This is a genomic window from Mycobacterium florentinum (genome assembly GCF_010730355.1).
In the GTDB taxonomy this organism is placed as follows: domain Bacteria; phylum Actinomycetota; class Actinomycetes; order Mycobacteriales; family Mycobacteriaceae; genus Mycobacterium; species Mycobacterium florentinum.
The window spans coordinates 3,258,083-3,282,455 of record NZ_AP022576.1; the positions used below are offsets into that span (position 1 = coordinate 3,258,083).

Annotated in this window: 19 protein-coding genes; 8 read left to right on the plus strand and 11 right to left on the minus strand. The window is 67.2% G+C overall.

All coding sequences use genetic code 11. The features are described 5' to 3' along the window. The first annotated feature begins 112 nt into the window (after positions 1-112). Genes trmB through G6N55_RS15425 form a run of 3 tightly spaced genes read left to right on the plus strand, consistent with a single transcriptional unit; the run spans position 113 to position 4,546 of the window. Complete coding sequence (gene trmB / locus G6N55_RS15415; RefSeq protein ID WP_085222472.1) at positions 113-937, plus strand: tRNA (guanosine(46)-N7)-methyltransferase TrmB; 825 nt, start codon at positions 113-115, stop codon at positions 935-937. After that, the gene (locus G6N55_RS15420; RefSeq protein ID WP_085222471.1) at positions 934-1,653 is read left to right on the plus strand and encodes a PIN domain-containing protein; all 720 of its coding nucleotides are present in this window, start codon (positions 934-936) and stop codon (positions 1,651-1,653) included. Before trmB ends, G6N55_RS15420 begins: the two co-directional genes overlap by 4 nt. A gap of 52 nt (positions 1,654-1,705) precedes the next feature. Further along, positions 1,706-4,546 (plus strand): MMPL family transporter, encoded by a 2,841-nt coding sequence (locus G6N55_RS15425; protein WP_085222470.1) that lies wholly within the window; start codon positions 1,706-1,708, stop codon positions 4,544-4,546. Positions 4,547-4,558: 12 nt separating this feature from the next. On the opposite strand, the gene G6N55_RS15430 is transcribed toward G6N55_RS15425, so the two are convergent. After that, on the minus strand, positions 4,559-5,704 hold the full coding sequence (locus G6N55_RS15430; RefSeq protein WP_085222469.1) for an AI-2E family transporter: 1,146 nt from the start codon (positions 5,702-5,704) through the stop codon (positions 4,559-4,561). Positions 5,705-5,826: 122 nt separating this feature from the next. Here G6N55_RS15430 and G6N55_RS15435 point away from each other — a divergent pair, with 122 nt between their 5' ends. Beyond that, entirely contained in the window at positions 5,827-7,047 is a 1,221-nt protein-coding gene (locus tag G6N55_RS15435) for a lysylphosphatidylglycerol synthase transmembrane domain-containing protein (RefSeq protein WP_232078759.1), read from the plus strand. On the opposite strand, the gene G6N55_RS15440 is transcribed toward G6N55_RS15435, so the two are convergent. Then, entirely contained in the window at positions 7,044-7,583 is a 540-nt protein-coding gene (locus tag G6N55_RS15440) for a hemophore (RefSeq protein ID WP_085222467.1), read from the minus strand. The two genes, G6N55_RS15435 and G6N55_RS15440, sit on opposite strands and share 4 nt — an antisense overlap. Before the next feature lie 240 nt (positions 7,584-7,823). Between G6N55_RS15440 and G6N55_RS15445 the strand changes: the two genes are divergently transcribed. After that, positions 7,824-10,835, plus strand: coding sequence for an MMPL family transporter (locus tag G6N55_RS15445; RefSeq protein WP_085222466.1), 3,012 nt, complete (start codon positions 7,824-7,826; stop codon positions 10,833-10,835). Continuing rightward, positions 10,832-11,341, plus strand: coding sequence for a transcriptional regulator (locus G6N55_RS15450; RefSeq protein WP_085222465.1), 510 nt, complete (start codon positions 10,832-10,834; stop codon positions 11,339-11,341). The genes G6N55_RS15445 and G6N55_RS15450 overlap by 4 nt, the downstream gene beginning before the upstream one ends. A 4-nt stretch (positions 11,342-11,345) precedes the next feature. Here G6N55_RS15450 and G6N55_RS15455 read toward each other — a convergent pair whose 3' ends face one another. Further along, positions 11,346-12,035 carry a hypothetical protein gene (locus G6N55_RS15455; protein WP_085222464.1) on the minus strand — a complete coding sequence of 230 codons (690 nt, stop codon included), beginning with the start codon at positions 12,033-12,035 and terminating at the stop codon, positions 11,346-11,348. Beyond that, positions 12,032-12,682 (minus strand): hypothetical protein, encoded by a 651-nt coding sequence (locus G6N55_RS15460; RefSeq protein ID WP_085222463.1) that lies wholly within the window; start codon positions 12,680-12,682, stop codon positions 12,032-12,034. Before G6N55_RS15460 ends, G6N55_RS15455 begins: the two co-directional genes overlap by 4 nt. Positions 12,683-12,760: 78 nt before the next feature. Here G6N55_RS15460 and G6N55_RS15465 point away from each other — a divergent pair, with 78 nt between their 5' ends. Further along, positions 12,761-14,746, plus strand: coding sequence for a M13 family metallopeptidase (locus tag G6N55_RS15465; RefSeq protein ID WP_085222462.1), 1,986 nt, complete (start codon positions 12,761-12,763; stop codon positions 14,744-14,746). A 47-nt stretch (positions 14,747-14,793) separates the two neighbouring features. On the opposite strand, the gene G6N55_RS15470 is transcribed toward G6N55_RS15465, so the two are convergent. The 5 genes from G6N55_RS15470 to G6N55_RS15490 form a co-directional block, all read right to left on the minus strand. Continuing rightward, on the minus strand, positions 14,794-17,040 hold the full coding sequence (locus G6N55_RS15470; protein ID WP_085222461.1) for a molybdopterin-dependent oxidoreductase: 2,247 nt from the start codon (positions 17,038-17,040) through the stop codon (positions 14,794-14,796). Between the two features lie 19 nt (positions 17,041-17,059). Next, positions 17,060-17,635: a TetR/AcrR family transcriptional regulator gene (locus tag G6N55_RS15475; RefSeq protein ID WP_085222460.1), complete on the minus strand. Its 576-nt coding sequence runs from the start codon at positions 17,633-17,635 to the stop codon at positions 17,060-17,062. A gap of 86 nt (positions 17,636-17,721) precedes the next feature. After that, entirely contained in the window at positions 17,722-18,510 is a 789-nt protein-coding gene (locus tag G6N55_RS15480) for a TrmB family transcriptional regulator (RefSeq protein ID WP_085222459.1), read from the minus strand. Positions 18,511-18,525: 15 nt separating this feature from the next. Then, the gene (locus tag G6N55_RS15485; RefSeq protein WP_085222458.1) at positions 18,526-20,157 is read right to left on the minus strand and encodes a solute symporter family protein; all 1,632 of its coding nucleotides are present in this window, start codon (positions 20,155-20,157) and stop codon (positions 18,526-18,528) included. Then, positions 20,154-20,507 carry a DUF485 domain-containing protein gene (locus tag G6N55_RS15490; RefSeq protein WP_085222457.1) on the minus strand — a complete coding sequence of 118 codons (354 nt, stop codon included), beginning with the start codon at positions 20,505-20,507 and terminating at the stop codon, positions 20,154-20,156. Before G6N55_RS15490 ends, G6N55_RS15485 begins: the two co-directional genes overlap by 4 nt. A 436-nt stretch (positions 20,508-20,943) precedes the next feature. Here G6N55_RS15490 and G6N55_RS15495 point away from each other — a divergent pair, with 436 nt between their 5' ends. Continuing rightward, a complete protein-coding gene (locus G6N55_RS15495; RefSeq protein WP_085222997.1) occupies positions 20,944-22,002 on the plus strand; it encodes a carbon-nitrogen hydrolase family protein in 1,059 nt (352 codons plus the stop codon). On the opposite strand, the gene G6N55_RS15500 is transcribed toward G6N55_RS15495, so the two are convergent. Together G6N55_RS15500 and G6N55_RS15505 are read right to left on the minus strand one after the other, a co-directional pair. Further along, positions 21,999-23,000 (minus strand): L,D-transpeptidase, encoded by a 1,002-nt coding sequence (locus G6N55_RS15500; RefSeq protein WP_085222456.1) that lies wholly within the window; start codon positions 22,998-23,000, stop codon positions 21,999-22,001. The two genes, G6N55_RS15495 and G6N55_RS15500, sit on opposite strands and share 4 nt — an antisense overlap. A gap of 117 nt (positions 23,001-23,117) precedes the next feature. Then, positions 23,118-24,362, minus strand: a complete 1,245-nt coding sequence (locus G6N55_RS15505; protein ID WP_085222455.1) for an MFS transporter — start codon at positions 24,360-24,362, stop codon at positions 23,118-23,120. Between the last annotated feature and the right edge of the window lie 11 nt (positions 24,363-24,373).

The following is a 24,373-nucleotide window of genomic DNA, read 5'->3' on the forward strand; positions in this document are numbered from 1 at the left end:
CACCGCATAGTGGCACTTGCGTCTTCGAGTTGCGAGCCACCGTTTATCTGTTACCAGTTGAAGGCAACTGTTGGGTATCAATCTGGACCAGGGGCGGCTACATCGGGGCTTCATGGGCCACCATGGACAAATGCATGCGCAACCCGGGGTCGGGACATGTCCCGATGCACCGGCGGAGGTGGGAGCCGGCCTGGATACCGAAGAAGGCATTACGCCGGAGCCGGAGCCGCGGCGTTCGGGCGCCCCCGAACGGGGCTATCTGCCGGCCACCAGCTTCCGTTCGCGGCGTTCCACCCTGTCCGGCAGCCAGCGGGAGACCTGGGATCGGCTGTGGCCGACCGTGGGCCTCTCCGACATACCGCGCCACTTCGAACCGCTGGACACCCGGGCCTGGTTCGGCCGGCAGGCGCCGCTGGTGCTCGAAATCGGTTGTGGCAGTGGCATATCGACGCTGGCGATGGCGCGCGACGAACCCGAAATCGACGTGATCGCGGTGGAGGTCTACAAACGGGGCCTGGCCCAGCTGCTGTGCGCGGTCGACCGCGAGCAGGTGAGCAACATCCGGCTGATCCGCGGCAACGGGATCGAGGTGCTGCAGCATCTGATCGCCCCGGCTTCGCTGACCGGGTTTCGCCTCTACTTCCCCGACCCGTGGCCGAAGGCGCGCCACCACAAGCGGCGCTTCCTGCAACCTGCCACGGTCGCCCTGATCGCCGACCGGCTACTGCCCGGTGGCGTCCTGCACGCCGCGACGGACCACCCCGGCTACGCCGAGCAGATGGCCGAAGTGGGCGACGCCGAACCCCGGCTCTGTCGCGTCGAACCCGGCAGCGCGCTGCCCATCTCGACCACGCGCCCCACGACCAAGTACGAGCTGAAAGCCCAAGAAGTGGGCAGCTCGGTATCCGAGTTCATCTGGAAAAGACGATGGGTATGAGCCTCGCAGAACAAACGACCGCGGAAGCCGCCGCGGCGCCCACCGGAAGCGATACCGGCGACCTGGGCAGCCTCGATGCTCCGCCGCGGCGCGTGCTGCTGGTGTGGGACGCCCCCAACCTCGACATGGGCCTGGGCTCGATCCTGGGCCGCCGCCCGACCGCGCTGGAACGCCCCCGGTTCGACGCTTTGGGTCGTTGGCTGCTGGCCCGTACGGCCGAGGTCAGTGCCGGGCGGCCGGGCATCGTCGTCGAACCCGAGGCCACCGTGTTCACCAACATCGCCCCGGGCAGCGCCGACGTCGTTCGACCCTGGGTGGATGCGTTGCGCAACGTGGGGTTCGCGGTCTTCGCCAAGCCGAAAATAGATGAAGACAGCGATGTCGACCGGGACATGCTCGCCCACATCGAACTGCGGCGCCAAGAAGGGCTCGCGGGGCTGGTCGTAGCGTCCGCCGACGGTCAAGCGTTCCGTCAGCCGTTGGAAGAAATCGCACACACCGGGGTCGGTGGCTCGACCCCCGTCCAGGTGATCGGATTTCGCGAACACGCGAGTTGGGCACTAGCGTCGGATACCTTGGACTTCGTTGATCTGGAGGACATCGAAGGTGTTTTCCGGGAACCGCTGCCGCGGATCGGCCTAGATTCGCTGCCCGACCAGGGGGCGTGGCTGCAGCCGTTCCGGCCGCTGTCCGCGCTATTGACCACGCGTGTGTGACACTGGAAAACCAATGCGCGGGTCGCTGTTAGTGATCCAGTAAGGAGCTTACGTGTTCGCCTGGTGGGGTCGAACCGTGTACCGCTACCGGTACATCGTGATCGGGGTCATGGTGGCTCTGTGCCTTGGCGGCGGAGTCTTCGGGATGAGCCTGGGTAAGCATGTCACGCAGAGCGGTTTCTACGACGACGGCAGCCAGTCCGTCAAGGCTTCGATATTGGGCGACAAGACCTACGGCCGCGATCGCACCAGCCAGATTGTCGCGACCTTCACGGCGCCCGACGGCAAGACCGTCGACGATCCGGCCTGGCGACAGCAAACCGTTGACGAACTGAACAAGTTCGTCAAGGACCATTCCAGTCAGGTACTCGGCTGGGCCGGCTATCTGGCGTTGGCGCCGGGCGCCGAGCCCCCCAACGCTCAGATCAAGGGCATGGCGACCGAGGACCACAAGCACACCTTCGTCACCGTTCCGCTCAAGGGCGACGACGACGACACCATTCTCAATAACTACAAGGCCATCGCCCCCGACCTGCAGAAGCTCAACGGCGGCAAGATCGAACTCGCCGGCCTGGAGCCGATCGCCAACGCCCTGACGGGCACCATCGCCACCGATCAGAAACTCTTGGAATATTTCGGATTACCGGTCGTCGCTGTAGTGCTGTTCTTTGTTTTCGGCGGGGTGATCGCGGCCGGCCTGCCGGTCATGGTTGGCGGACTAAGCATTGCCGGGGCTACCGGCATCCTGCGGTTCGTCGCCATGTTCGGCCCGGTGCACTTTTTCGCCCAACCGGTAATCTCGCTGATCGGCTTCGGTATCGCGATCGACTACGGGCTTTTCATCGTGAGCCGATTCCGCGAGGAGATCGCCGAAGGGTATGACACCGAGGCCGCCGTGCGGCGCACCGTGATGACGGCCGGCCGCACGATCGCGTTCTCGGCGGTGCTGATCATCGCCTCCAGCGCCGCACTACTCGTGCTGCCGCAGGGCTTCGTGCACTCGCTGACCTACGCGATCTTCGCCGCCGTGGGGCTCGCGGCAATACTGTCCATCACGTTGCTGCCGGCCTGTCTGGCGGTCCTGGGCACCAACGTCGACGCGCTGGGCGTGCGGACCCTGTTCCGGGTGTCCTTCCTCCGCAATTGGGAGGTATCGCGGTCCCTCATCAACTGGTTCGCCGAGCGGTTGCAGAAGACCAAGACCCGTGAAGAGGTCGAGGCCGGCTTCTGGGGCAAGCTGGTCAACCGGGTGATGAAGCGGCCGCTGCTCTTCGCCATTCCGATCGCGGTCGGCATGATTCTGCTGTGGATTCCGCTGGGCAACCTGTCGCTCGGCGGCATGAGCGAGAAGTACCTGCCGCCGGACAATGCCGTGCGTTTGGCGCAGGAGCACTTCGACAAGCAGTTCCCCGGGTACCGCACCGAGCAGCTGACCGTGGTGATCGAGAGCAACAACCACAGCAAGGTCACCGATCAGCAGGTCGCAGACATCCGCAGCAAGATCTCGGGGATCACCGGGTTCACCGACAAGACGTGGGAGGAGCGGCCGTGCCCAGAGATCGCCGGCAACTCCTGCGTCGCCGGGCCGAACGGGACCACCCGGCCCAAGGATGACTCGGTACGGGTGATCCAGAACGGCCTGGTCAACAAGAACGACGCCGAGAAGAAGATCGACGAGCTGCGGGCGATCAGCCCGCCGAAGGGCCTGACCCTGCTGGTCGGCGGCACGCCGGCGCTGGAGCAGGACAGCATCCACGCCTTGATCGACAAGGCCCCGCTGATGGTGGTGGTGCTGCTCGGCGCCACCCTTGTGCTGATGTTCCTGGCATTCGGATCGGTGGTGTTGCCGATCAAGGCAGTGCTGATGAGCGCGCTGACGCTCGGGTCGACCATGGGCATCCTGACCTGGATCTTCGTCGACGGGCACTTCTCGAAGTGGCTGAATTTCACGCCGACGCCGCTGATGGTCGTGCTCATCGCGCTGGTCGTGTGTGTGGGCTTCGGGCTGGCCACCGACTACGAGGTATTCCTGGTGTCCCGGATGGTGGAAGCCCGCGAGCGCGGCATGTCGACCGCCGAGGCGATCCGGATCGGTACCGCGACCACCGGCCGTTTGATCACAGCCGCCGCGCTGGTGCTCGCCGTGGTCGCCGGCTCGTTCGTGTTCTCCGACCTGGTGATGATGAAAACCCTCGCCTTCGGGCTGATGGCGGCGTTGCTGCTGGACGCGACCGTGGTCCGGATGTTCCTGGTGCCGTCGGTGATGAAGCTGCTCGGCGACGACTGCTGGTGGGCGCCACGCTGGGCCCGTCGGCTGCAGAACCGCATCGGCCTGGGCGAGATCGACCTGCCCGACGAGCGCAAGCGGTCCGGTGTCAACGGCCGGGCGATCCGCCCGCCGGTCGCGGCCAGCCTGGTCGCCGCGAAACCCCGTGCGCCGCACGACCCCACGCACCCGGGCGCCCCGCCGGAGCCGTCGCGGCCGTCGGGCCTGCCCGAACCACGGCCCGCCGCGGAACTGCCCGCGGGTGCCAGCGCCGCGCGTGGCCCGGCCCGTCCCAGCCAGCCGACCGAGGCCAAGACGACGCGCTTCTCGGCGCAGGGCAATTCCGACGCGCGGCCCCCGGCCCCGACCGCGCCACCCGCACCGCCGCCGTCGGCCGGTCAGACCCGGGCGATCCCGGTTCCGGGGAACCACGAGAACACCGGCGACCCGGCCGACCCGACCACCGCGCTTCCGGTGATGCGGTCGGAGGGCAACGAACCCGACGCCGCCACCGAGAAGATGAACGCCCGCGGCCAGGGCGATAACGGCGACAATTCGCGGCCACGACGCCGTGCCGGCGGCGGGCTGTCCGCGCAGGATCTGCTGCGTCGCGAGGGACGGCTCTAGACCGCACGAGTCCTAGCCGGGCGCCTTGCGCGCATCGTCCGGCGTGGCGTGCATGACGGCCGAGTGGTCGCCCTCCTTGGACAGCTGTTGGGCTTCGGCCTCCGGATCCGGGGCGAGCAGCACCTGAATCGCGTTGTTGAGGAACGCCACCGTCGGGACCGCCAGTAGGGCGCCGACGATCCCGGCGAGCACACCGCCGGTGGAAATCGCCAGCACCACCCCCAGCGGATGGATCGACACCGCGCGCCCCATCACCAGCGGCTGCAGCAGATGCGACTCGATCTGGTTGATGACCACCAGCAGGCCGAGGGTGAGCAGCGCGTAGATGATGCCCTTGGTCAGCAGCGCGACCACCACGGCCACCAACCCGGAGATCAGGGCACCGATCAGCGGGATGAAGGCCCCGAGAAATACCAGCGACGCCAGCGGCAGCGCCAGCGGGACGCCCATGATGGCCAGCCCGGCGCCCACTCCGGCCGCGTCGGTGAAGGCCACCAGGAAGGTTGCCCGGATGTAGGCGATCAGCGACCCGTAGCCGGCGCGGCCCGCTTCCATCACCCGATCGCGCACGCCGATCGGGACGATCTTGGCCACGTACGCGAAGATGGTGCGGCCGCCGTAGAGGAAGAAAATCAGGGTGAACAGCACCAGCACCGCGGCCGTGAGCAATTCGGTGAGGGTGGCCGCGGTGGACAGCGCCCCGCTGGTCAACTTCGACTGATTGTTGTGCAGCGCCTGGATCGCGGCGTTACCCGCGTTGGTGATCTGTTCGCTGCGCAGATGCACCGGCCCTTCGATCAGCCACCGCCGGGTGGTATCGATGCTGCGGGTGACCTGTTCGGTCAGATCGGGCAAACCGACGATGAACTGCGTGATGACGAACGTGAGGATGCCGCCCAGCAGCGCGAATCCGCCCAGCAATACCAGCGCGACGGCGCCGCCGCGCGGCAGGCCGCGCCGGTCCAGCCAGTCCACCACCGGCACCAGCAGCGCGCTGATCATCAACGCCAGCAGCACCGGGACGACGATGACCTCGAGCTTCGCCACCACCCAGAAGAAGGCGAGCGCCGCGGCGAAGATAGCCAGCAAACGCCACGCCCAGGCGGCGGTGTTTCGGACCAGGGGCGTGACCGAGGTGTCGTCGGAGTTTGCCGGCATCCGGCCAGCCTATCCGCCGCTCCGGAGTTGGGTAGTGACGTCAGCACGATCCGGTTACGACGGCGACACGCTCGGAGTTGCGTCGCGATTGCCTTGCCACCTGCGCGGTTACCCTAAATCACGTGCCGCACGACACACCCATCCGCAACCTCTGCTTCCCGGGCGGCGGCGTATCCACCGATGAGGGTGGGCCGCCGGCTCCGGCGCGCGGGGGCGAGACGTCGCGGGGCAAGTATTGGTGGGTGCGGTGGGCGGTGCTGGGCCTGGTCGCGATCGTGCTCGGCGTCGAGATCGCGCTGGGCTGGGATCAGCTGGCCAAAGCCTGGACAAGCCTGTTCCAGGCCAACTGGTGGTGGTTGCTCGCGGCGGTGGCCGCGGCCGCCGCGTCGATGCACAGCTTCGCCCAGATCCAGCGCACGTTGCTCAAGTCCGCCGGGGTGCACGTCAAGCAGCTGCGCTCCGAGGCCGCCTTCTATGCCGCCAACTCGCTGAGCACCACACTGCCCGGCGGCCCGGTGCTCTCGGCAACGTTTTTGCTTCGCCAGCAACGCATTTGGGGCGCCTCGACGGTGGTGGCGTCCTGGCAGCTGGTGATGTCGGGTGTGCTGCAGGCGGTGGGGCTGGCGCTGCTCGGGTTGGGCGGCGCCTTCTTCCTGGGCGCGAAGAACAACCCCTTCTCGTTGTTGTTCACCCTGGGCGGCTTCATCGCCTTGCTGCTGCTCTCTCAGGCGGTGGCGTCACGGCCCGAGCTGATCGAGGGCATCGGCACCCGCATCCTGACGCTGTTCAACTCGGCGCGCGGCAAGCCGGCCGACACCGGCCTGGCCAAGTGGCGCGAGATCCTGATGCAGCTCGAATCGGTCAGCCTGGGCCGTCGCGACCTGGGGGTGGCGTTCAGCTGGTCGATGTTCAACTGGATTGCCGACGTCGCCTGCCTCGCCTTCGCCGCGTATGCGGCCGGCGACCACGCGTCGATCGCGGGACTGACGGTGGCCTACGCGGCCGCGCGCGCCGTCGGCACGATTCCGCTGATGCCCGGCGGCCTGCTGGTCGTCGAGGCGGTGCTGGTGCCCGGCCTGGTGTCCAGCGGTATGTCGTTGCCTAACGCGATCTCGGCCATGCTGCTCTACCGGCTGATCAGTTGGCTGCTCATCTCCGCGATCGGCTGGGTGGTGTTTTTCTTCGTGTTCCGCACCGAGCACCCGGGCGGCTCCGACGACGATCCGCCGACGGATCCACGCTTACGGATCCAGCCTCAGTTGCGGCGCTGGGACGATCCCTGCGACGAGGCCGCGCTGCAGGGTCCGCTACCGCCACCCGAACCGGGGAAAGGCCCCGGCTAGCCGGCGTTGTTCTGCCGCGACGGGCCGGGCAGCGTGCCACCGGCCGCGGGCGAGGTCGCCGCGGGCGGGAGATTCCCCAGTCCGGCGCCCACCGGCGACGTGCCGGCGCCACCCGGCGGCGAGGCGGGCAGACCGCCGGCGCCCTGCGCCTGCTGCATCATGCCCATGGCCTGCGGGATGCTGATCGGCAGCTTGCACTGCATCGACAGGTTGGTCAGCGGCTGCCCGATCCCGGCCATGTCGGCGGCCACCTTGGGGTTGCCCTCGAAATAGGACTTCAGCGAGCCGACCGACTGCGGGCCGGCCTGCTGCAGCATCGTGGTCATCGTCTGGTTGGTCTCCGGATGCGAGTCCAGGTAGTCGCCCATCGACTTGGAGACCGAACCGACCGTCCGGGCGACCTCGCTGGCCGCGCACGGGTCGTTGGCGCCGGTCGCCGGCGGCCCCGCCAGCAGTGCCACGGCCGCGGCGGGCACCGCGCAGCCGATGATCCCCGCAATCAGGGTGCCCCGTCCTGTCTTGAAGCCTGTCTTCATACCCGAACTCCATCCCCCCGCGCGGCACAGCGACATCCTGCCATCCGGGTCGATGCCCTGCCACCTGGTGTGACCGAGATCCGCTTGGTCACCGGTCGGCAACGACTTGGCCGCGACTCGGCCACGGAGCCGTCTGCGCAGCTCACGAATTCGTTAAGCCGAACTAATGCACAGGCTGCTGCGGTATCGTCGCCCTCACGCGTAAGCGAGATATTCGGGGAGCCTGAAATCCAGCAGTTTATGATGCGCCTCAGCCGCAGCCTGCGCAGGTACCGATGGTTGGTCTTCACAGGCTGGTTGCTGGCATTGGTCCCGGCGATTTATTTGGCGTTGACGCAGTCCGGGAATCTCACCGGCGGTGGTTTCGAAGTAGCCGGCTCGCAGTCGTTGCAGGTCCACGACCAGCTCGAGGATCAATACCACGACCTGGGCGCGTCGTCGTTGGCCCTGGTGGCCGCCCCGCGCCCCGACGCCAGCTATGACGACATGAACAATGCCGTGGCGCAGCTGCGGCAGATCATCGGCGAATTCCCCGGCGTCACGGAGAAAACCAACCCGACGCAGCGCCCGCCGCAGCCCGACCGGCCCTATGTGCTGACCCTGCGGCTCGACTCCCGCAACGCGGGCACCAGCGACATCGCCAAACGGCTACGGCAAAAGGTGGGCGTCAAGGGCGAGCAGTCCGGGCAGACCGCGGATGGCCGGGTCCGGCTCTACGTCATCGGGCAGGGCGCGCTCAGTGCGGCCGCGGCGGCGAACACCAAACACGACATCGCCAAAGCCGAACAATGGAACCTGCCGATCATCCTGATCGTCTTGCTCGCGGTGTTCGGCTCGCTGGCCGCCGCGGCCATCCCGCTGACCCTCGGCGTGTGCACGGTCGTGGTGACCATGGGACTGGTCTATCTCTTGTCGGCCTACACCACGATGTCGGTGTTCGTGACCTCGACGGTGTCGATGTTCGGCATCGCGCTGGCCGTGGACTATTCGCTTTTCATCCTGATGCGATTCCGCGAGGAATTGCGGGCCGGCCGCCAGCACCGCGAAGCCGTGGACGCCGCGATGGCGACTTCCGGGCTGGCGGTGGTGCTGTCCGGGCTGACGGTCGTCGCCTCGCTCACCGGCATCTACCTGATCAACACCCCGGCGCTGAAATCGATGGCTACCGGGGCGATTATGGCCGTCGCGGTCGCCATGCTGACGTCGACGACCTTGACGCCCGCGGCGCTGGCGACGTTCGGCCGCGCGGCCGCCAAGCGCTCGATGCTGCTGCACTGGTCGCGGCGACCGGAAAGCACGCAGTCCCGGTTCTGGAACCGCTGGGTCGGATCGGTGATGCGCCGGCCGTGGATCTCGTCCATCGCGGCGGCGACGGTGCTGCTGGTGATGGCGGCGCCGGCGGCGTCGATGGTGCTGGGCAACAGCCTGCTGCGCCAATTCGACTCGTCGCACGAGATCCGGGCCGGCGTCGCCGGGGCATCCGAGGCCCTCGGGCCCGGGGCGCTCGGTCCGATCCAGGTAATGGTGAGCTTCCCCGACGGCGGCGCGTCCGCACCCGAACACAGCCAGACGCTGGCCGCCATCCGGGCGCGCATGGCGCAGGCCCCCCACATCGCCTCGGTCACCCCGCCGCAATTCGCCGACGACAACAGCAGTGCTTTGCTGTCGGCGGTGTTGTCGGTCGATCCCGAGGACATGGGTGCCCGGCAATCCGTCGACTGGATGCGCGCCCAGCTACCGCAGGTTCCCAGCGAGGGGACCGCGCGCGTCGACGTCGGCGGGCCGACGGCGTTGATCAAGGACTTCGACGATCGGGTGTCGGCGACCGAGCCGCTGGTGCTGCTGTTCGTGGCGGCGATCGCGTTCGTGATGCTGCTGCTGTCGATCCACTCGGTGTTCCTGGCCTTCAAGGGCGTGCTGATGACGCTGCTGTCGGTCGCCGCGGCCTACGGAAGCCTGGTCATGGTGTTCCAATGGGGCTGGTTGAGGGATCTCGGCTTCGCCCACATCACGTCGATCGATAGCACCGTTCCCCCGCTGGTGCTGGCGATGACGTTCGGGTTGTCGATGGACTACGAGATCTTCCTGCTCACCCGCATCCGGGAACGCTTCCTGCGCACCGGGAACACCCGCGACGCCGTGGCGTACGGCGTCAGCACCAGCGCCCGCACCATCACCAGCGCCGCCCTGATCATGATCGCGGTGTTCATCGGGTTCGCGTTCGCCGGCATGCCGCTGGTCGCCGAGATCGGGGTGGCGTGCGCCGTCGCGATCGCTGTCGACGCCACCGTGGTGCGGTTGGTGCTGGTTCCGGCGCTGATGGCGATGTTCGCCCAGTGGAACTGGTGGCTGCCCGGGTGGCTGCGCAAGGTCTTGCCGTCGGTCGACTTCGACCGGCCGCTGCCCGAGGTCGACCTCGGCGACGTCGTCGTCATTCCCGACGACATCTCGGCGCTCACCGCGCCCAGCGCGGACCTGCGGATGGTGCTCAAGTCGGCGGCCAAGCTCAGGCACTTGGCGCCCGACGCCATCACCGTGGCCGATCCGCTGGCGTTCACCGGCTGCGGGCGCAACGGCAAGGACGCCGAGGAACCGCGCGGCCAGGGCCCCGGACAGATTCCGCACCAGGTCAACATCGCCGACGACGACGCCGTCGCGATCACGCTCGGCGGCAACGGTCAGACCAAGGCCGCGTCCGGCGCCAAGAAGCTGGTCGACGGCTTGGCCGCACGCAACGGCATTTCCCGGGCCATGCCGTGGGGCGAGCGGCCGGTGCATCCGGTCACCCTGTGGCGGGGCCGGTTGTCGGTTGCCATCGATGCGCTCGAGGCCGGTGCTCGCACCCGCGGTCGGCCGGAATACGCCCGTCGCAGCCCGGTGGAAACCACCAATGTGCAGTTGCCCACCGGCGACCGGCTACAGGTCCCGACCGGTGCCGAGACGCTGCGCCTCAAGGGCTACCTGATCATGTGCCGTAACAGCAGCCGCGATTTCGCCGAATTTGCTGACATGGTGGACACATTAGAACCGGAAACGGCCGCGGTGGTGCTCGCCGGAATGGACAGGTATTACTGTTCTCAACCGCCCAAGCAGCAATGGATCGCCTCCGAGTTGGTCCGTCAACTCGCGGATCCGCACCCTTCCGATCTGTCTGACGATCATTGGTCGGAACCGGACGCCAAGGCAGACTGGGATGAGGTCAGGCAGCGCTGCCTGTCCGTGGCCGTCGCAATGCTGGAGGAGGCGAGGTGACGTTGGCAGCCGACCGACGACGCGTGCCGCCGCCCCAGCAGCCCGCCGCCGAAACTCGTCCGCACGATTTCGATCAGCCGGTCGAGTTCTGGCCGACGGCCGCCATCCGCTCGGCGCTGCAGGGCGGTGACATCGAGACCTGGAAGCGGATCGCCGCCGCGCTCAAGCGCGACCCGTTCGGCCGCACCGCCCGTCAGGTCGAGGAAGTCCTCGAGGGCACCCGCCCGTACGGCATCTCCAAGGCGCTGTGGGAGGTGCTGGAGCGCGCCCGCGTCCACCTGGAGGCCAACGAACGCGCCGAGGTGGCCCGCCACGTGGGGCTGCTGATCGAGCGATCCGGCCTGGCCCAGCAGGAATTCGCCGCCCGCATCGGGGTGGCGGCCGAGGATCTGGCCAGCTACCTCGACGGCAGCGTCAGCCCGTCGGCCTCGCTGATGATCCGGATCCGCCGGCTCTCGGACCGGTTCGTGAAAGTGAAGTCGGAGCCCACGCCCGACGCCGACTGAGCCGTCAGCGGGCGTTGATCGGCAGCACGTCGTTCACCAGCCAGTCGCCGCCCCGCTTGACCAGTGCCACCCGCAATGCCGGTGCCGCCCGACTGGGCGGCTGACCGGGCGTGTTCTGGGTTACCCGCAGGATGACCGCCACGCTGGCCGCGGTGGGCCCGAGCGCCTCCACTCCGGCCGCCAGGGTCGAGGCCTGCGCCGTGACATTGCGCTGGGCGAGGTCGGCGCTGGTCTTCTGGTACTGCTGCTTGAACGCGTCCGCGCGCTCGGGCACCATCATCGCCGCGGCCCGGTCGATCGAGCTGCTCGGGGCGCTCGGAGTAAACGACGCCATCGCCTCGGCCATCCCGCTGGCGACCTGGGCCACGTCCCGGGAGTCCTTCTTAAAGTCGCGGTCGGTGCTGGTCCAGTGGGTGTAGCCGGTGAGCACGGCGGCCGACAGGGCGGCCGTACACAGGGCGACGACGGCCAGGCGCAGCCCGGGCGCTTCGTCGTCGGTGCCGACGCTGACCGAGTCGCGGCGCAGCAGCCAGAAATTGACCCCCACCCCCTCGACGATCAGCACCAGCAGCACCGAGCACACCGACACCCACCACAGCGGCCAGTCCAGGATGACGCCGATCATCGGCAGCGCGCCGACCGTGGCCACCGGCGCCAGGATGTCGAAGGCCAGCAGCCGCCAGAGGTTTCTCATCGGATCGACTCCAGGTGAGAGATCAGCAGCTTGCCGTCGACGTTGGAGACGTCGAGGCGCAGGCTCCAGTGCACCGTCTGCGGCTTGGCGCCGACGTTCTCGCTGACCGACGTCGCGACCAGCATCACCGAATCCGTCCTGCTGGCGAACGGTGGCAGCTTGGTGGTGACCACCGACCGCGCGACACCCGGTTGGCTGTCCAGGTCGTGATGCACCGTCTCGATCGCCACCGACTCGATCCGCCCGCTGCTCTGCGACTGCAGTTTCTCCACCACCTGCTTGTAGGGCTGCACCGTCGCGTCGAAGTCGGTGTTCAGCTCGCCGACGGTCCCGTCGTGCAGGTGCTGCAGGCTGGCGTCGACGTTGGTGCTGTTCATGTTGATCAGCACGCCGGTCCAATCGGCGGCTGTCTGCATCACGCGGCTCAGGTAGGTGCGTTCGGCCGAGTCCGCACGGTGGTCGGACCAGATGATCCCGACGAGCACCACCGCGGCGACCGACAGCACGCCGAGGACCGCGGAGGCGATCCCGAACGGAGAAAAAATCACCGCGTCGGAGTCTTCGGCGTCGTCGGCTTCCGCCGCGCTGGCCTCGGCGTCCTGCTCGTCCACGTCGGTCGCCGCGTCGGTTTGCTCGCCGTCAGGCATGGGCGCGAGGTTACCCGGCCGCCGGTCGCAGTCGGCGCAGCAGGCGCCCGGCGCGCAGAAGATGGTAAGGATGGCAGGGTGACGTATGCGGCCACACGCTCGGGCCTGGACCTGAGCCACATCGACGAAAATGCCCGTCCCCAAGACGACCTGTTCGGCTACGTGAACGGTCGCTGGCTGGCCGACTACGAGATCCCCCCGGACCGCGCCACCGACGGAGCCTTCCGCATCCTGTTCGACCAGGCCGAGGAGCAGGTCCGCGACCTGATCATCGAAGCGAGCGACAGCGGCGCCGCGCCGGGCACCGACCAGCAGCGCATCGGCGACCTCTACGCGAGCTTCCTCGACGAGGACGCGGTCGAGCGTCGTGGCCTGCAGCCGCTGCACGACGAGCTGGCTACCATCGACGGCGCGGCCGATGCGGCCGCCCTGGCCGCCGTCGTCGGCACCCTGCAGCGCACCGGGGTGGGCGGCGGCGTCGGCGTCTACATCGACACCGACGCCAAGAACTCGACCCGCTACCTGGTGCACGTCAACCAATCCGGCATCGGGTTGCCCGACGAGTCGTACTACCGCGACGAGCCGCACGCCCAGGTGCTCGCGGCCTACCCGGGACACATCGCTCGGATGTTCGCCCTGGTGTACGGCGGGGAGGCGGCGGACCACGCCGAAACCGCGGCCCGCATCGTGGCGCTGGAGACCAAACTTGCTGCCGCACACTGGGATGTGGTCAAGCGCCGCGACGCCGACCTGACCTACAACCTGCGCACCTTCGCACAACTGCAGACCGAGGGCGCCGGCTTCGACTGGACCGGGTGGATCACCGCGCTGGGCAGCACCCCCCAGGCCGTCGCGGAAGTCGTTGTGCGCCAGCCCGATTACCTCACTGCCTTCGCCACGCTATGGGACGGCCAAGACCTCGAGGACTGGAAGCGCTGGGCCCGGTGGCGGTTGATCCGCGCCCGCGCGTCGTGGCTTACCGGCGCCCTGGTCGCGGCGGACTTCGACTTCTACGGCCGCCTGCTGACCGGGACCGAACAGATCCGGGCCCGGTGGAAGCGCGGGGTTTCGCTGGTCGAGAACCTGATGGGCGATTCCGTCGGAAAGCTGTACGTGCAAAGGCATTTCCCGCCGGAAGCCAAGGAGCGCATCGACGCGCTGGTAGACAACCTGCGGGAGGCCTACCGGGTCAGCATCAGCGACCTGGACTGGATGACGCCGCAGACCCGGGAGCGCGCGCTGACCAAGCTCGGCAAGTTCACCGCCAAGGTCGGCTACCCCGCGAAGTGGCGCGACTACTCCGCGCTGGTGATCGACCGCGACGACCTGTACGGCAACTACCTGCGCGGGTATGCGGTCAACCACGACCGCGAACTGGCCAAGCTTGGCGGGCCGGTGGACCGTGACGAATGGTTCATGACGCCGCAGACCGTTAACGCCTACTACAACCCGGGGATGAACGAGATCGTCTTCCCCGCAGCCATTTTGCAGCCGCCATTCTTCGACGCCCAGGCCGACGACGCCGCCAACTACGGCGGGATCGGGGCGGTGATCGGGCACGAGATCGGGCATGGCTTCGACGACCAGGGCGCCAAGTACGACGGCGACGGCAATCTCGTCGACTGGTGGACCGACGACGATCGCAGCGAGTTCGGGGCCCGCACCAAGGCGCTCATCGAGCAGTACGAGGCCTACATCCCCCGCGAGCTCGACGGTGCCCACCACGTCAACGGTGCCTTCACCGTCGGCGAGAACATCGGCGACCTGGGCGGACTGTCCATCGCGCTGTTGGCCTACCAACTGTCGCTGAACGGCGAGCCCGCCCCGGTGATCGACGGCCTGACCGGCGTGCAACGGGTGTTCTATGGCTGGGCGCAGGTGTGGCGCACCAAATCCCGTGAGGCAGAAGCAATTCGACGCCTCGCCGTGGACCCGCACTCGCCGCCTGAGTTCCGGTGTAACGGCGTCGTCCGCAACGTCGGCGCCTTCTACGAGGCCTTCGACGTTGCCGAGGACGACGCGCTGTTCCTGGCGCCGCAGCGCCGGGTCAGGATCTGGAACTAGGGGTCGCCTTTTCCCGCGAGCAGACGCAAAAGCACCCTGACACGCCGTTAAACGTGAGCTTTTGCGTCTGCTCGGCACAATTCGATCCGCGCGGGCACGTGCTTGTGCCAGGGCGTCCCGGCGTAGGAGTCGCGCCACCCGGTCGAGGTCAGCGCGTTCGGGGCGACGCCCGGGACGACGGTCTTTCCATCCTCCCCGATGTAGTCGAGTCCAAAACCGTTGGGCAGGGCCGCATGTCCGGGCAACATCGTCTCGGTGATCTCGATGGTCGCCTCGGCGCTGCCGGCCGCGGTGGTGATGCGCGCCCGGCAGCCGTCGACGAGTCCGAGGTCCTGGGCATCCTCAACGCTGACGCGCAGTGCTCCGTCGGCGTCGCGCTTACGCCAGGACGGGTCGCGGAAAATGTCGTTGGCGGTGTAGGCGCGCCGCTCGCCCACCGACAAGACGATGGGCAGCTCGTCGGTGGTCAGTTGCGGCGGCGCGTCGGACAGCGCCCGTAAATCGTGGAGCATTTCCGGGATTTCGACCGCGATCTTGTGATCGGAGTGGGTGATCAGCGCGAAGTCGTCCTCGTAGTTGTGCGCGGTGAAGACGACTCCCGACGGGTTGTCCAGGATGGCGTCGAACAGCGCGTTGCCGTCGGCGTGCCCGGCGCGGCGCACCGCATCGGGATAGGTCATCGCCGTCTTCTGCGCCAGCCCCCACACGGCGGCGGCCCCGGCCATACCCTCGGGCAGCGTCGGCCCCAGGGTTTCGTAGAGCACGTACGGGACCAGGCGGGCCATCGTCGGATTGCCGGCCACGGCATTCAGGAATGCTTCGGCGTATGCCTCGCGACCCTGTTGGGCGGCATCGCGCAGCGGCCGTAAGTCCGCGTCGTCGAGCACTCCGAGTGCTCGCACCAGCCGGGTCCAGATCTCCGGCTCGGGCAGTGTTCCCGGCAATGGCTTGAGCAGCGGCCGGCGCAGGTGAAAGCCGTTGTGCGGGAACTCGAAATTGAAGAACGTGGCCTCGGTCTTCTCGTACTGGGACGCCGCGGGCAACACGTAGTGCGCCAGTCGAGCGGTCTCGGTCATCGCAACGTCGACGACCACCATCAGTTCCAGGGATTGAAAGGCCTCCCGGCACGCCGTCGAGTCGGCCAGCGAGTGCGCGGGATTGGCACTTTCGACGATCATCGCCCGGAACCGGTCCGGGTGATCGGTGAGGATCTCCTCGGGCACGGCGTTGGACGGAATCAGCCCGGCAATGATGGGCGCCCCGGTGACGGGGGTGCGCCCCGAAACCGTGCTGAACAGCGATGCCAGCGACGAATGAAGGTGCTGGCCACCCTTTTTCGCGAAGTTGCCGGTGAAGATCCAGAGCAGCTTGTTCAAGTAGGAGCTCAGGGTGCTGTTGGGGGCCTGCTGAACTCCGAGGTCTTCGAACACCGAGACGCTTTCGGCGGTGCCGATGCGCCGCGCCGCGGTCCGTAGCAGCTCCGCGTCCACCCCGCAACGCTGCGCGTAGTCAGCGATCGAGATGTCGCGCAGCGCGTCGCGCACAGTATCGAAACCGTGCACGTGCTCAGCGAGAAACGCTTCGTTGCACAGGTTTTCCTGAACCAGCACCGCCGCCAGTGCGGCCAGGCACCACGCGTCGGTGCCCGGTCGCACTCGCAGGTGGAAGTCGGACATCTTCGCGGTGTCGGTGACGACGGGGTCGATCACGATCAGCGATCGATCGGGGTCCTTGGCGATCTCGTTGAGCACCACCCGGGCCCGGGGGAAGCTCTGCGACATCCACGGGTTCTTGCCGATGAACACCGAGACTTCGGCGTGCTCGAACTCGCCCCGGGTGTGGCCGCCGTACAGGTGTCCGTCGACCCATGCTTCTCCGGTCTTCTCCTGCGCCAACGCATTTGAGCGGTACTTCGACCCCAGGGCCTTCAGGAAGGCGCCGCTGTAGGCCCCACCCAGGTGGTTGCCCTGCCCGCCGCCGCCGTAGTAGAAGATCTTGTCGCCGCCGTAGGTGTCGCGGATGTGCTTGAAACCCTCCGCGATCTCGACAATCGCGGTCTCCCAATCGATTTCTTCGTAGCTGCCGTCGGCACGGCGGCGCATCGGGGAGGTCAGGCGAGCGCGGTTGTTCTGGTAGTGGTCCAGCCGCAGCGCCTTGTTGCAGGTGTAGCCCTGCGACGCGGGATGGTTCTTGTCGCCGCGGATACGCGACAGCGTGCGATCTTCGACCTGTACGACGATGCCGCAGTTGCATTCGCAGAGGATGCATGCGGTCGACTGCCACTCAGCGGCCATCGCGGGACTTCCTTTCGGGCTACTTCTTCAAGGCGGCCAGCAGCGAATTGCGCAGCTGACGGTGGATGAGATCCAGTGGCGCCACGTCGCGCCGCACCCGGGCCAGCACGATGGCCCCTTCGAGCGCCGACATCGTCAGCACCGCCAGTTCGCTGGCCTGCACGGCGGGTATGCCGTCAGCGATCAGGCGCTGGGCAACCTGGCCGTTCCAGCGATCGAACACCGCGGCGGCTCGCTCGACGACCGGCGCCATCCGCTGGCCGTCCTGCTCGTCCCCGGATTCGACGGAGACCGCCACGACCGGGCAGCCGGCCCGAAAGTCGCTGTCGAGCAACTGCCGGCGGTACTTGTCGATCAGCGTGTCCAGCAGGTCGAGGCCGCTGTCGGCCTCGTCGATGACGGCCCCGACGTGCTCGCCGGCGTAATCGACCGCCTCGCAGAGCAATTGGGTTCGCCCACCCGGGAAGTAGTGATAGGCCGAGCCGCGCGGTGCGCCGCTGTGCTCCAGCACGTCCGAAATCGCGGTGGCGTGCGCGCCCCGTTCCCGGATCAGCAGCGCGGCCGAGATCACCATCCGCTCGCGTGGACTTCGCATCGCGCCCCTCTCACCTTATGTATGATGCTATACATAGTCGCCGGGCCGGCGAAAGTTCTCGCCTCGAAATCGGCCGTAGCCAGGTGTTATGGCAGCTCTGGGGCCCGCGCGGGCGGATCTTGGGCGGCGACAGCCCACAGCACCTCGAACAAGTTGCGGTGCATCTCGACGTACTCGAGGCTCTCGACCACCAGGGCGAAGTTCTCGCGCTGGGACGAAATCATCGCCGCCGACGTGTCGCCGATGATCATCGACATCGTGAAGAGGTATTCGGCGGGCACGTACCGGGCGCGGCGATAGTCGTCATAACTGGTGGGCCAGCCGCCGGGCAGATCCTTCTCGGGTGACCGCAACACATGCAGCCACAATTGACGCTCACGGCGCCCGGCGATGTACTCCTGCATCGCCTCGACTCCCGGCACGCTCAACAAGTCGCGCATCGACAGGACGCCGCGCAGCGGCGAAGGCCAGTCCAAGGTCTCCAACAACGCCGTCCTGATACCACTCGCGCCCTCGAGATACCGCACCCGGGGAGCCGTGCCGGCCTTGGCATGAAAGGCGCGCAGTTGGGGCACCACCGATTCCAGGACCCGGCGCCGCTGACTCCATTCGTCCAGCAGGCGTTGCGGATCCGCCGCTCGCACAATGGTTCTGGGACGTCCGCCGGCTTTCGGGTCGTCGCGATGGCTGCCGCCCTCGATCAGTGAGACCAAGCCACGCTGGGCAAGGCGTTTGACGATGTCGTAGGCGTTGGTGCGGCTGATCCGCGACGCCTCGGCGAGCTGGGCAATGGTTGCCGAGTCCATGTTGAGCGCGGCCAGGTAGAAGCGCGCCTCCTTCGGTTCAAGCCCGGCTTCGACCAGCTCTGCCCACATCGCGTGTCTCTCCCGTCAATGGACGAGCGCCTTTTCCACGCCGACGCCGGTGAGGGATCGGACCTCCATCTCTGCTTGTTTGGCCCGGTCCTCGGGCCGGCGTCGCCCGACGCACGTTCCGACGATGCCGAGGGCGAACGCCAGCGGGATGCTGACAATGCCCGGGTTCGCCAGCGGGAACCAGGCGAAGTCGACGCCGGGGAACATTGCCGAGCGGTTACCGGAGACCGCGGGCGAAAAGATGATCAGCACCAGACAACTGACCAGCCCGCCGTAGATGCTGAAAAGGGCGCCGGCGGTGTTGAACTGTTTCCAGAACAACGAGTACAGCAGGGTCGGCAGGTTGGCCGAGGCGGCGACGGCGAATGCCAGCGCCACCAGGAAGGCCACGTTCTGCCCCATCGCGAGGATCCCGAGCACGATGGCCAGGATGCCGATCACCACGACCATGATGCGCGAGACATGCACCTGCCGTGCTTCGGAAGCGTTGCCGCGCTTGATCACACCGGCGTAGATATCGTGGGCGAACGACGTGGCCGCCGTGATCGCGAGGCCGGCCACCACCGCCAGGATCGTCGCGAATGCGACGGCAGCGATCACGCCGAGGAAGATCGTTCCGCCCAACTTGAATGCGAGCAACGGCGCGGCGGAGTTCTCCTTGCCGGCGGTCGCGAGTATCACGTCCGGGCCGACCAACCAGGCCGCGCCGTAGCCGATGGCCAACGAGAAGAGGTAGAAAATTCCGATCGCGCCGATCGCCCAGGTGACCGAGCGACGTGCTTCCTTGGCGGTGGGGACCGTGTAGAAGCGCATCAGCACGTGCGGCAGTCCGGCGGTGCCCAGCACCAGCGCGATGCCCAGCGACAGGAAGTCCAGTTTGGTGATTGCGGTCGCGCCGTACTTCGCACCCGGCTCCAGGATGTTGTGGCCGGCCACCGCGTGGTTCTTCGAATGATCCACCACACCTTGGGCATTGGCGAGCAGTTGGGAGAAGTTGCCCCGCACCGCGATCACGACCAGCCCGAAGATGATCGCCGCGCCCGTCACCAGCAGAACGGCCTTCACCATCTGCACGTACGTCGTGCCCTTCATTCCGCCGATGAGCACGTAGGCGATCATCAGGGCGCCGACGATCGCGACCACAGTCGACTGGCCCGCTTCACTTTTGACGTCGAGCAACAAGGCGACCAGTCCGCCCGCGCCGGCCATCTGTGCGACGAGATAGAACAGCGAGACCGTCAACGTCGACACCGCGGCGGCCATGCGGACGGGGCGTTCGCGCAGCCGGAAGCTCAACACGTCGGCCATCGTGAAGCGGCCGGTATTGCGCAGCATCTCGGCAACCAGCAGCAGCGCTACCAGCCACGCCACCAAGAAGCCGATCGAGTAGAGGAATCCGTCGTAGCCGTAGACCGCGATGGCGCCGGATACGCCGAGGAACGACGCGGCCGACAGGTAGTCGCCGGCGATCGCGAATCCGTTTTGCGCCCCGGTGAATTCACCGCCGCCGGTGTAAAAATCGCTGGGCTTCTTGGTACTGCGGCCGGCCCAGACCACCAACGCCATGGTGCCGGCCACGAACACCGCGAAGACGGAGATGTTGATCGCCGGATTCCCGACGTTGGCAGCCGCGAAGGTGGCGGTCACGCGCCCGCTCCGCCGAGGTCGGCGCGGATCTTCGCGGCTCGCGGATCCAGCGTTCGGGCGGCGAATCTCACGTAGAGCGCGGTGATCCCGAAGGTAGTGACGAATTGGCCGAAGCCAAGCACTACACCAAGATTGATGTGGCCCAACACCTTTGTGGCCATCAACGCGTGCGCATACGTGGCGAGCAGCATGTAGGCCAGGTACCAGACCAGGAAGAATGCCGTCATCGGAAAGACGAACCGGCGCAGCCGGTGCGCGAGGTCCTGGAACTCCGGCGAGGCTTGCACTCGCGCGAAGTCGTACAGATTCGGCGTCGTTGGCGCCTCGTCCGGGACGGGATCGACGTGCACCGAAGTCGAATTGTTTACTGTATGGCCATTATTGGACGGTTGCGACAGTGCGATTGGCGCGGTAGGACCGCGTTGCGTATCGCTACTCGTTGTTGGCTGTGACACGTGAACCTCCGAATTCGGCAAAACGTAGGGTGTCGAAAAGCGTCGACTGTCTCAATGCGCGACACATCGAAAAGTGTTGTGCATCACTATAAGCGGCGGTACACCATCGGCAAGTTATCGGTGAAAGCCTTTACCTCCTACGGTGTCCACTGATTTCGACAACCTCTCAGTGGCCGCCATAGTTGTCGAGAAATGTCGACAATCAAACCGGAATCGCCGCCAGGACAATCCGATTGACAGTCAATCGGCGGTGAATAGAGTGGGATTCGCGGTTCGACCGGAACCCGAACCATTGTCGATAGATCAGAACAATCTCGAGAAGGGCAACGACATGTCATCGCTGGACCTCCCGAAAGTGGCTGTTGCCGCAGTGAACGCGTCGCCGGTCTTTCTCGACCTGCCGGCCAGCCTCGACAAGGTGGAACACCTGGTCGCAACCGCCGCTCGAGACGGCGCACAGTTGGTCGTTTTCGGTGAGGCGTTTCTGGCCGGATTCCCGGTGTGGAACGCCGTGCTGCCTCCGATCGACCAACACGAATGGCATGAGCGGCTCGTTGCCGAGTCGGTCGTCGTGCCCAGTCCCCAGACCGAACGTCTCGGTCGCATTGCCCGCGCGCACGGGGTGACATTGTCCGTGGGGGTGAACGAACGCAATCCCGATAGCCTGGGCCAACTCTGGAACTCCAACCTGGTGTTCGACCCGAGCGGCCGGCTGGTCAATCACCGTCGCAAGCTGGTGGCTACCTGGTACGAACGCCTGACTTGGTCACACGGCGACGCGCACGACCTGCGGCCGGTCGAACTCGGCGGGTGGCGCCTCGGCGCGCTCATCTGTGGCGAAAACACCAACACGCTAGCGAGATTCACCCTGCTCGCCCAGGGAGAGCGGCTGCATATCGCGACTTACCCGCCGGCTTGGCCATTCGACGGCCGGTCGCAGGACTTCGACTACGACCTCGCCGAGTTCATCCGGTTGCGCAGCGCCGCCCACGCGTTCGAGGGCAAGGTGTTCGTCGTCGTCGCGGCGACGACGTTGGACGAAACCGCCGTCCGTGAGATCGCCGGCGGCGACGCTCGCATCGAAAAAGCCTTGACGGCAACGCCTCCCGCCGCGATGGTGATCGGCCCTGACGGTCAGGTCCTGGCCGGACCGATGACCGAGCCGGACGCAATCCTGCACGCCGAGGTCGACCTGCAGAAGGAGGTCATCGCCAAGCAGGCCCATGACATCGTCGGCACCTACAACCGGGCGGACATCTTCAGCCTGTCAGTCGACATGAGCCGGCCGGCGATTCTGCGCGCGAATCACCCCGCAAGCGAATCGAATTCGTCCGACACACCGGGATCGACCATCGACGAGCGCGTCGTCGTCACCAACAATCTCGGCTAGTTGGTGATCCAGTCGCTGGAGCCGTCGTTCTTCTTGTACGAGCCACCGCTGGAGTTCTTCACGATGATCGGGTCGCCGGCGCCGAAGTTGTCGAAGAACCACTTGGCGTTGCTCGGGCTGATGTTGATGCAGCCGTGGCTGACATCGCGCTTGCCCTGGTCGTCCACCGACCATGGGGCGCTGTGCACGAAGTCGCCGACGTTGTCGAACCGCACGGCCAGCTCGACGGTCACCTTGTAGCCGTAGGTCGAATTGACCGGCACCCCGTAGGTCGAGGAGTCCATCACCACCGAGGGCATCTTCTCTTGGACGTAGTACGTGCCGTTGGGGGTCTGGTGGTTGCCCGACGTCATACCCATCGACATCGGGATGGTCTTTTCGAGGGTGCCGTTGCGGGTCACGGTGAGCTGATGCGTGGCGTCGTCGGCCGTGGCGATCAACTGGTCGCCGGTGCGGAAGCTCGACTTGGTGCCGCCGGCGTCGATGTTCACCGCGGTGTTGGCGGGCCAGAAGTTGATCGGCCGCCAGCGCAGCTGCGTCGGGGTCATCCAGTAGAACTTGCCCGGCACCGGCGGAATGGACGACACGTGCACGGCGGCTTGGGCCGCGCCGGCGTCATCGACCCGGCCGGGGAAGTTGATGATGATCGGCTGGGCGACACCGACCATCGAGCCGGTTTTCGGGACGAACGAGGGCGTGCCGAACGGCGCGGTGCCGGTGAACGGGTTCGGGTCCTGCCCGTCGGCGGCCGGCACTGCCACCGGCGGCGCCCACGGCGGGGGCGGCGGAGCGTCACCCGGTGGCGGAGGCGGGAACCCCGGCAACTGCGGCAGCTCGAATGGCGGCGGAGGCGGAGCGGGGGACGCGGCAACCACGTTCGGGTCGGCGGGAACCGGGTCCGGATCCGCCAGAGCCGGGGCGCTCCCCAGCACCAGCACGGCGGCGACACCGGCTGCGTTCAGAGCCGCGAAGAGGCTTGTCCTCGTCCAGCCCGACATATGCATACCTCCAGTCAGTAGCTGGACCCAGTGTGGCACAGCGGCGCCCCCAGCTACCTAATCCGGACCCGGCGCGACCCCGGTCATGCCGGCAATCAGGGCCGGTGAACTGCCGAATTATGAATCGCGTGAGCTTGACGGAGCAACGTCCAGCACCCGCCGGTTGGCCGCAATGCCGGCCAGCGCTATTCCCATCAAACCCGCCGACGCGGTGAGCATCGTCGCCACGCTGTGCTCGTACAACAAACCACCCGACAGGGAGCCGGCCATGATGCCCACCTGGAACGCCGTCACGTACAGACCGGACGCGCCGTCGGGGTCGTCGGCGCCGTTGCGCATCGCGGCGGATTGCATCATCGGCGACACCGCGGTGGCCATCGCGCCCCACAGCACGATCGCGGCGGTGCCGATCAGCGCGGTCAACAGGGTGGTGGTGCGGTCGCCGAACGCCAGCGCGGTCAGCACCACGAACGCGGCCGTCAATCCCGCCATGCACAGGATGATCGCGCCCCGGGGCCGGCGGTCCAGCGGCCGCGCTACCAGAGACACCGCCAGCAGGCCCGCCAGGCCGTAGGCGGCCAGCAGCCAGGCCTGGTTCGGCCCGCGCACGCCGACGACGTCGCGGATGACCACCGAGATGTAGGTGTAGGAGACGAAATGCCCGGTGACCGCGACCATCGCCAGCAGGCTCACGATGATCAGCCGCGGATTGCGGTGGTGGGTCGACCGCGGGCCGACGCAGGCCAGCTGGTCCTTGGTGAGCACCATCGGCGGCAACATCACCCGGGCGGCGACCGTGACGACGGCCGCCGCGGCCATCACGCACACGACCGCCAGCCGCCAGCCCCACATCAGGCTCATCGCCGCCGTGAGCGGGCTACCGATCACCAGCGCCAGGCTGGTTCCGACGTAGATCGACGTCGTCGCGCGGCCCGCGTGGCTGGGCGGCACCAGGCGGGTGGCGATCGGGGCGATCACCGCCCACAGCAGGCCGTGGGTGAACGCGCACAGCACCCGTCCCGCGGCCAGCACCGCGAAGTTGGGCGCCAGCGCCGAGATGACCTGCGAGGCGGTCAGGCAGGTCAGGCTGAGCATCAGCGCCCGGCGGCGCGGCCAATGCGCGGTCCAGCGCACCAGCGGCACCGTCGTCAGGGCCGCGACCAGCGCATACCAGGTCAGCAGGGTTCCGACGTAGACGACGCTGACGTGCAAGTCCCGGGAGATCGCGGACAGCGCGCCCACCGGCAGAATCTCGGCCGTGACATAGATGAATGCCGCGGCGGCCAGCACTGCCAGCTGCGCGGCGATCCGTGGCGTCCACGTTCGCGCGGTGGCGGTGGCTGTTCCGGTTTCGGCAGTCATGGCGTGGGATA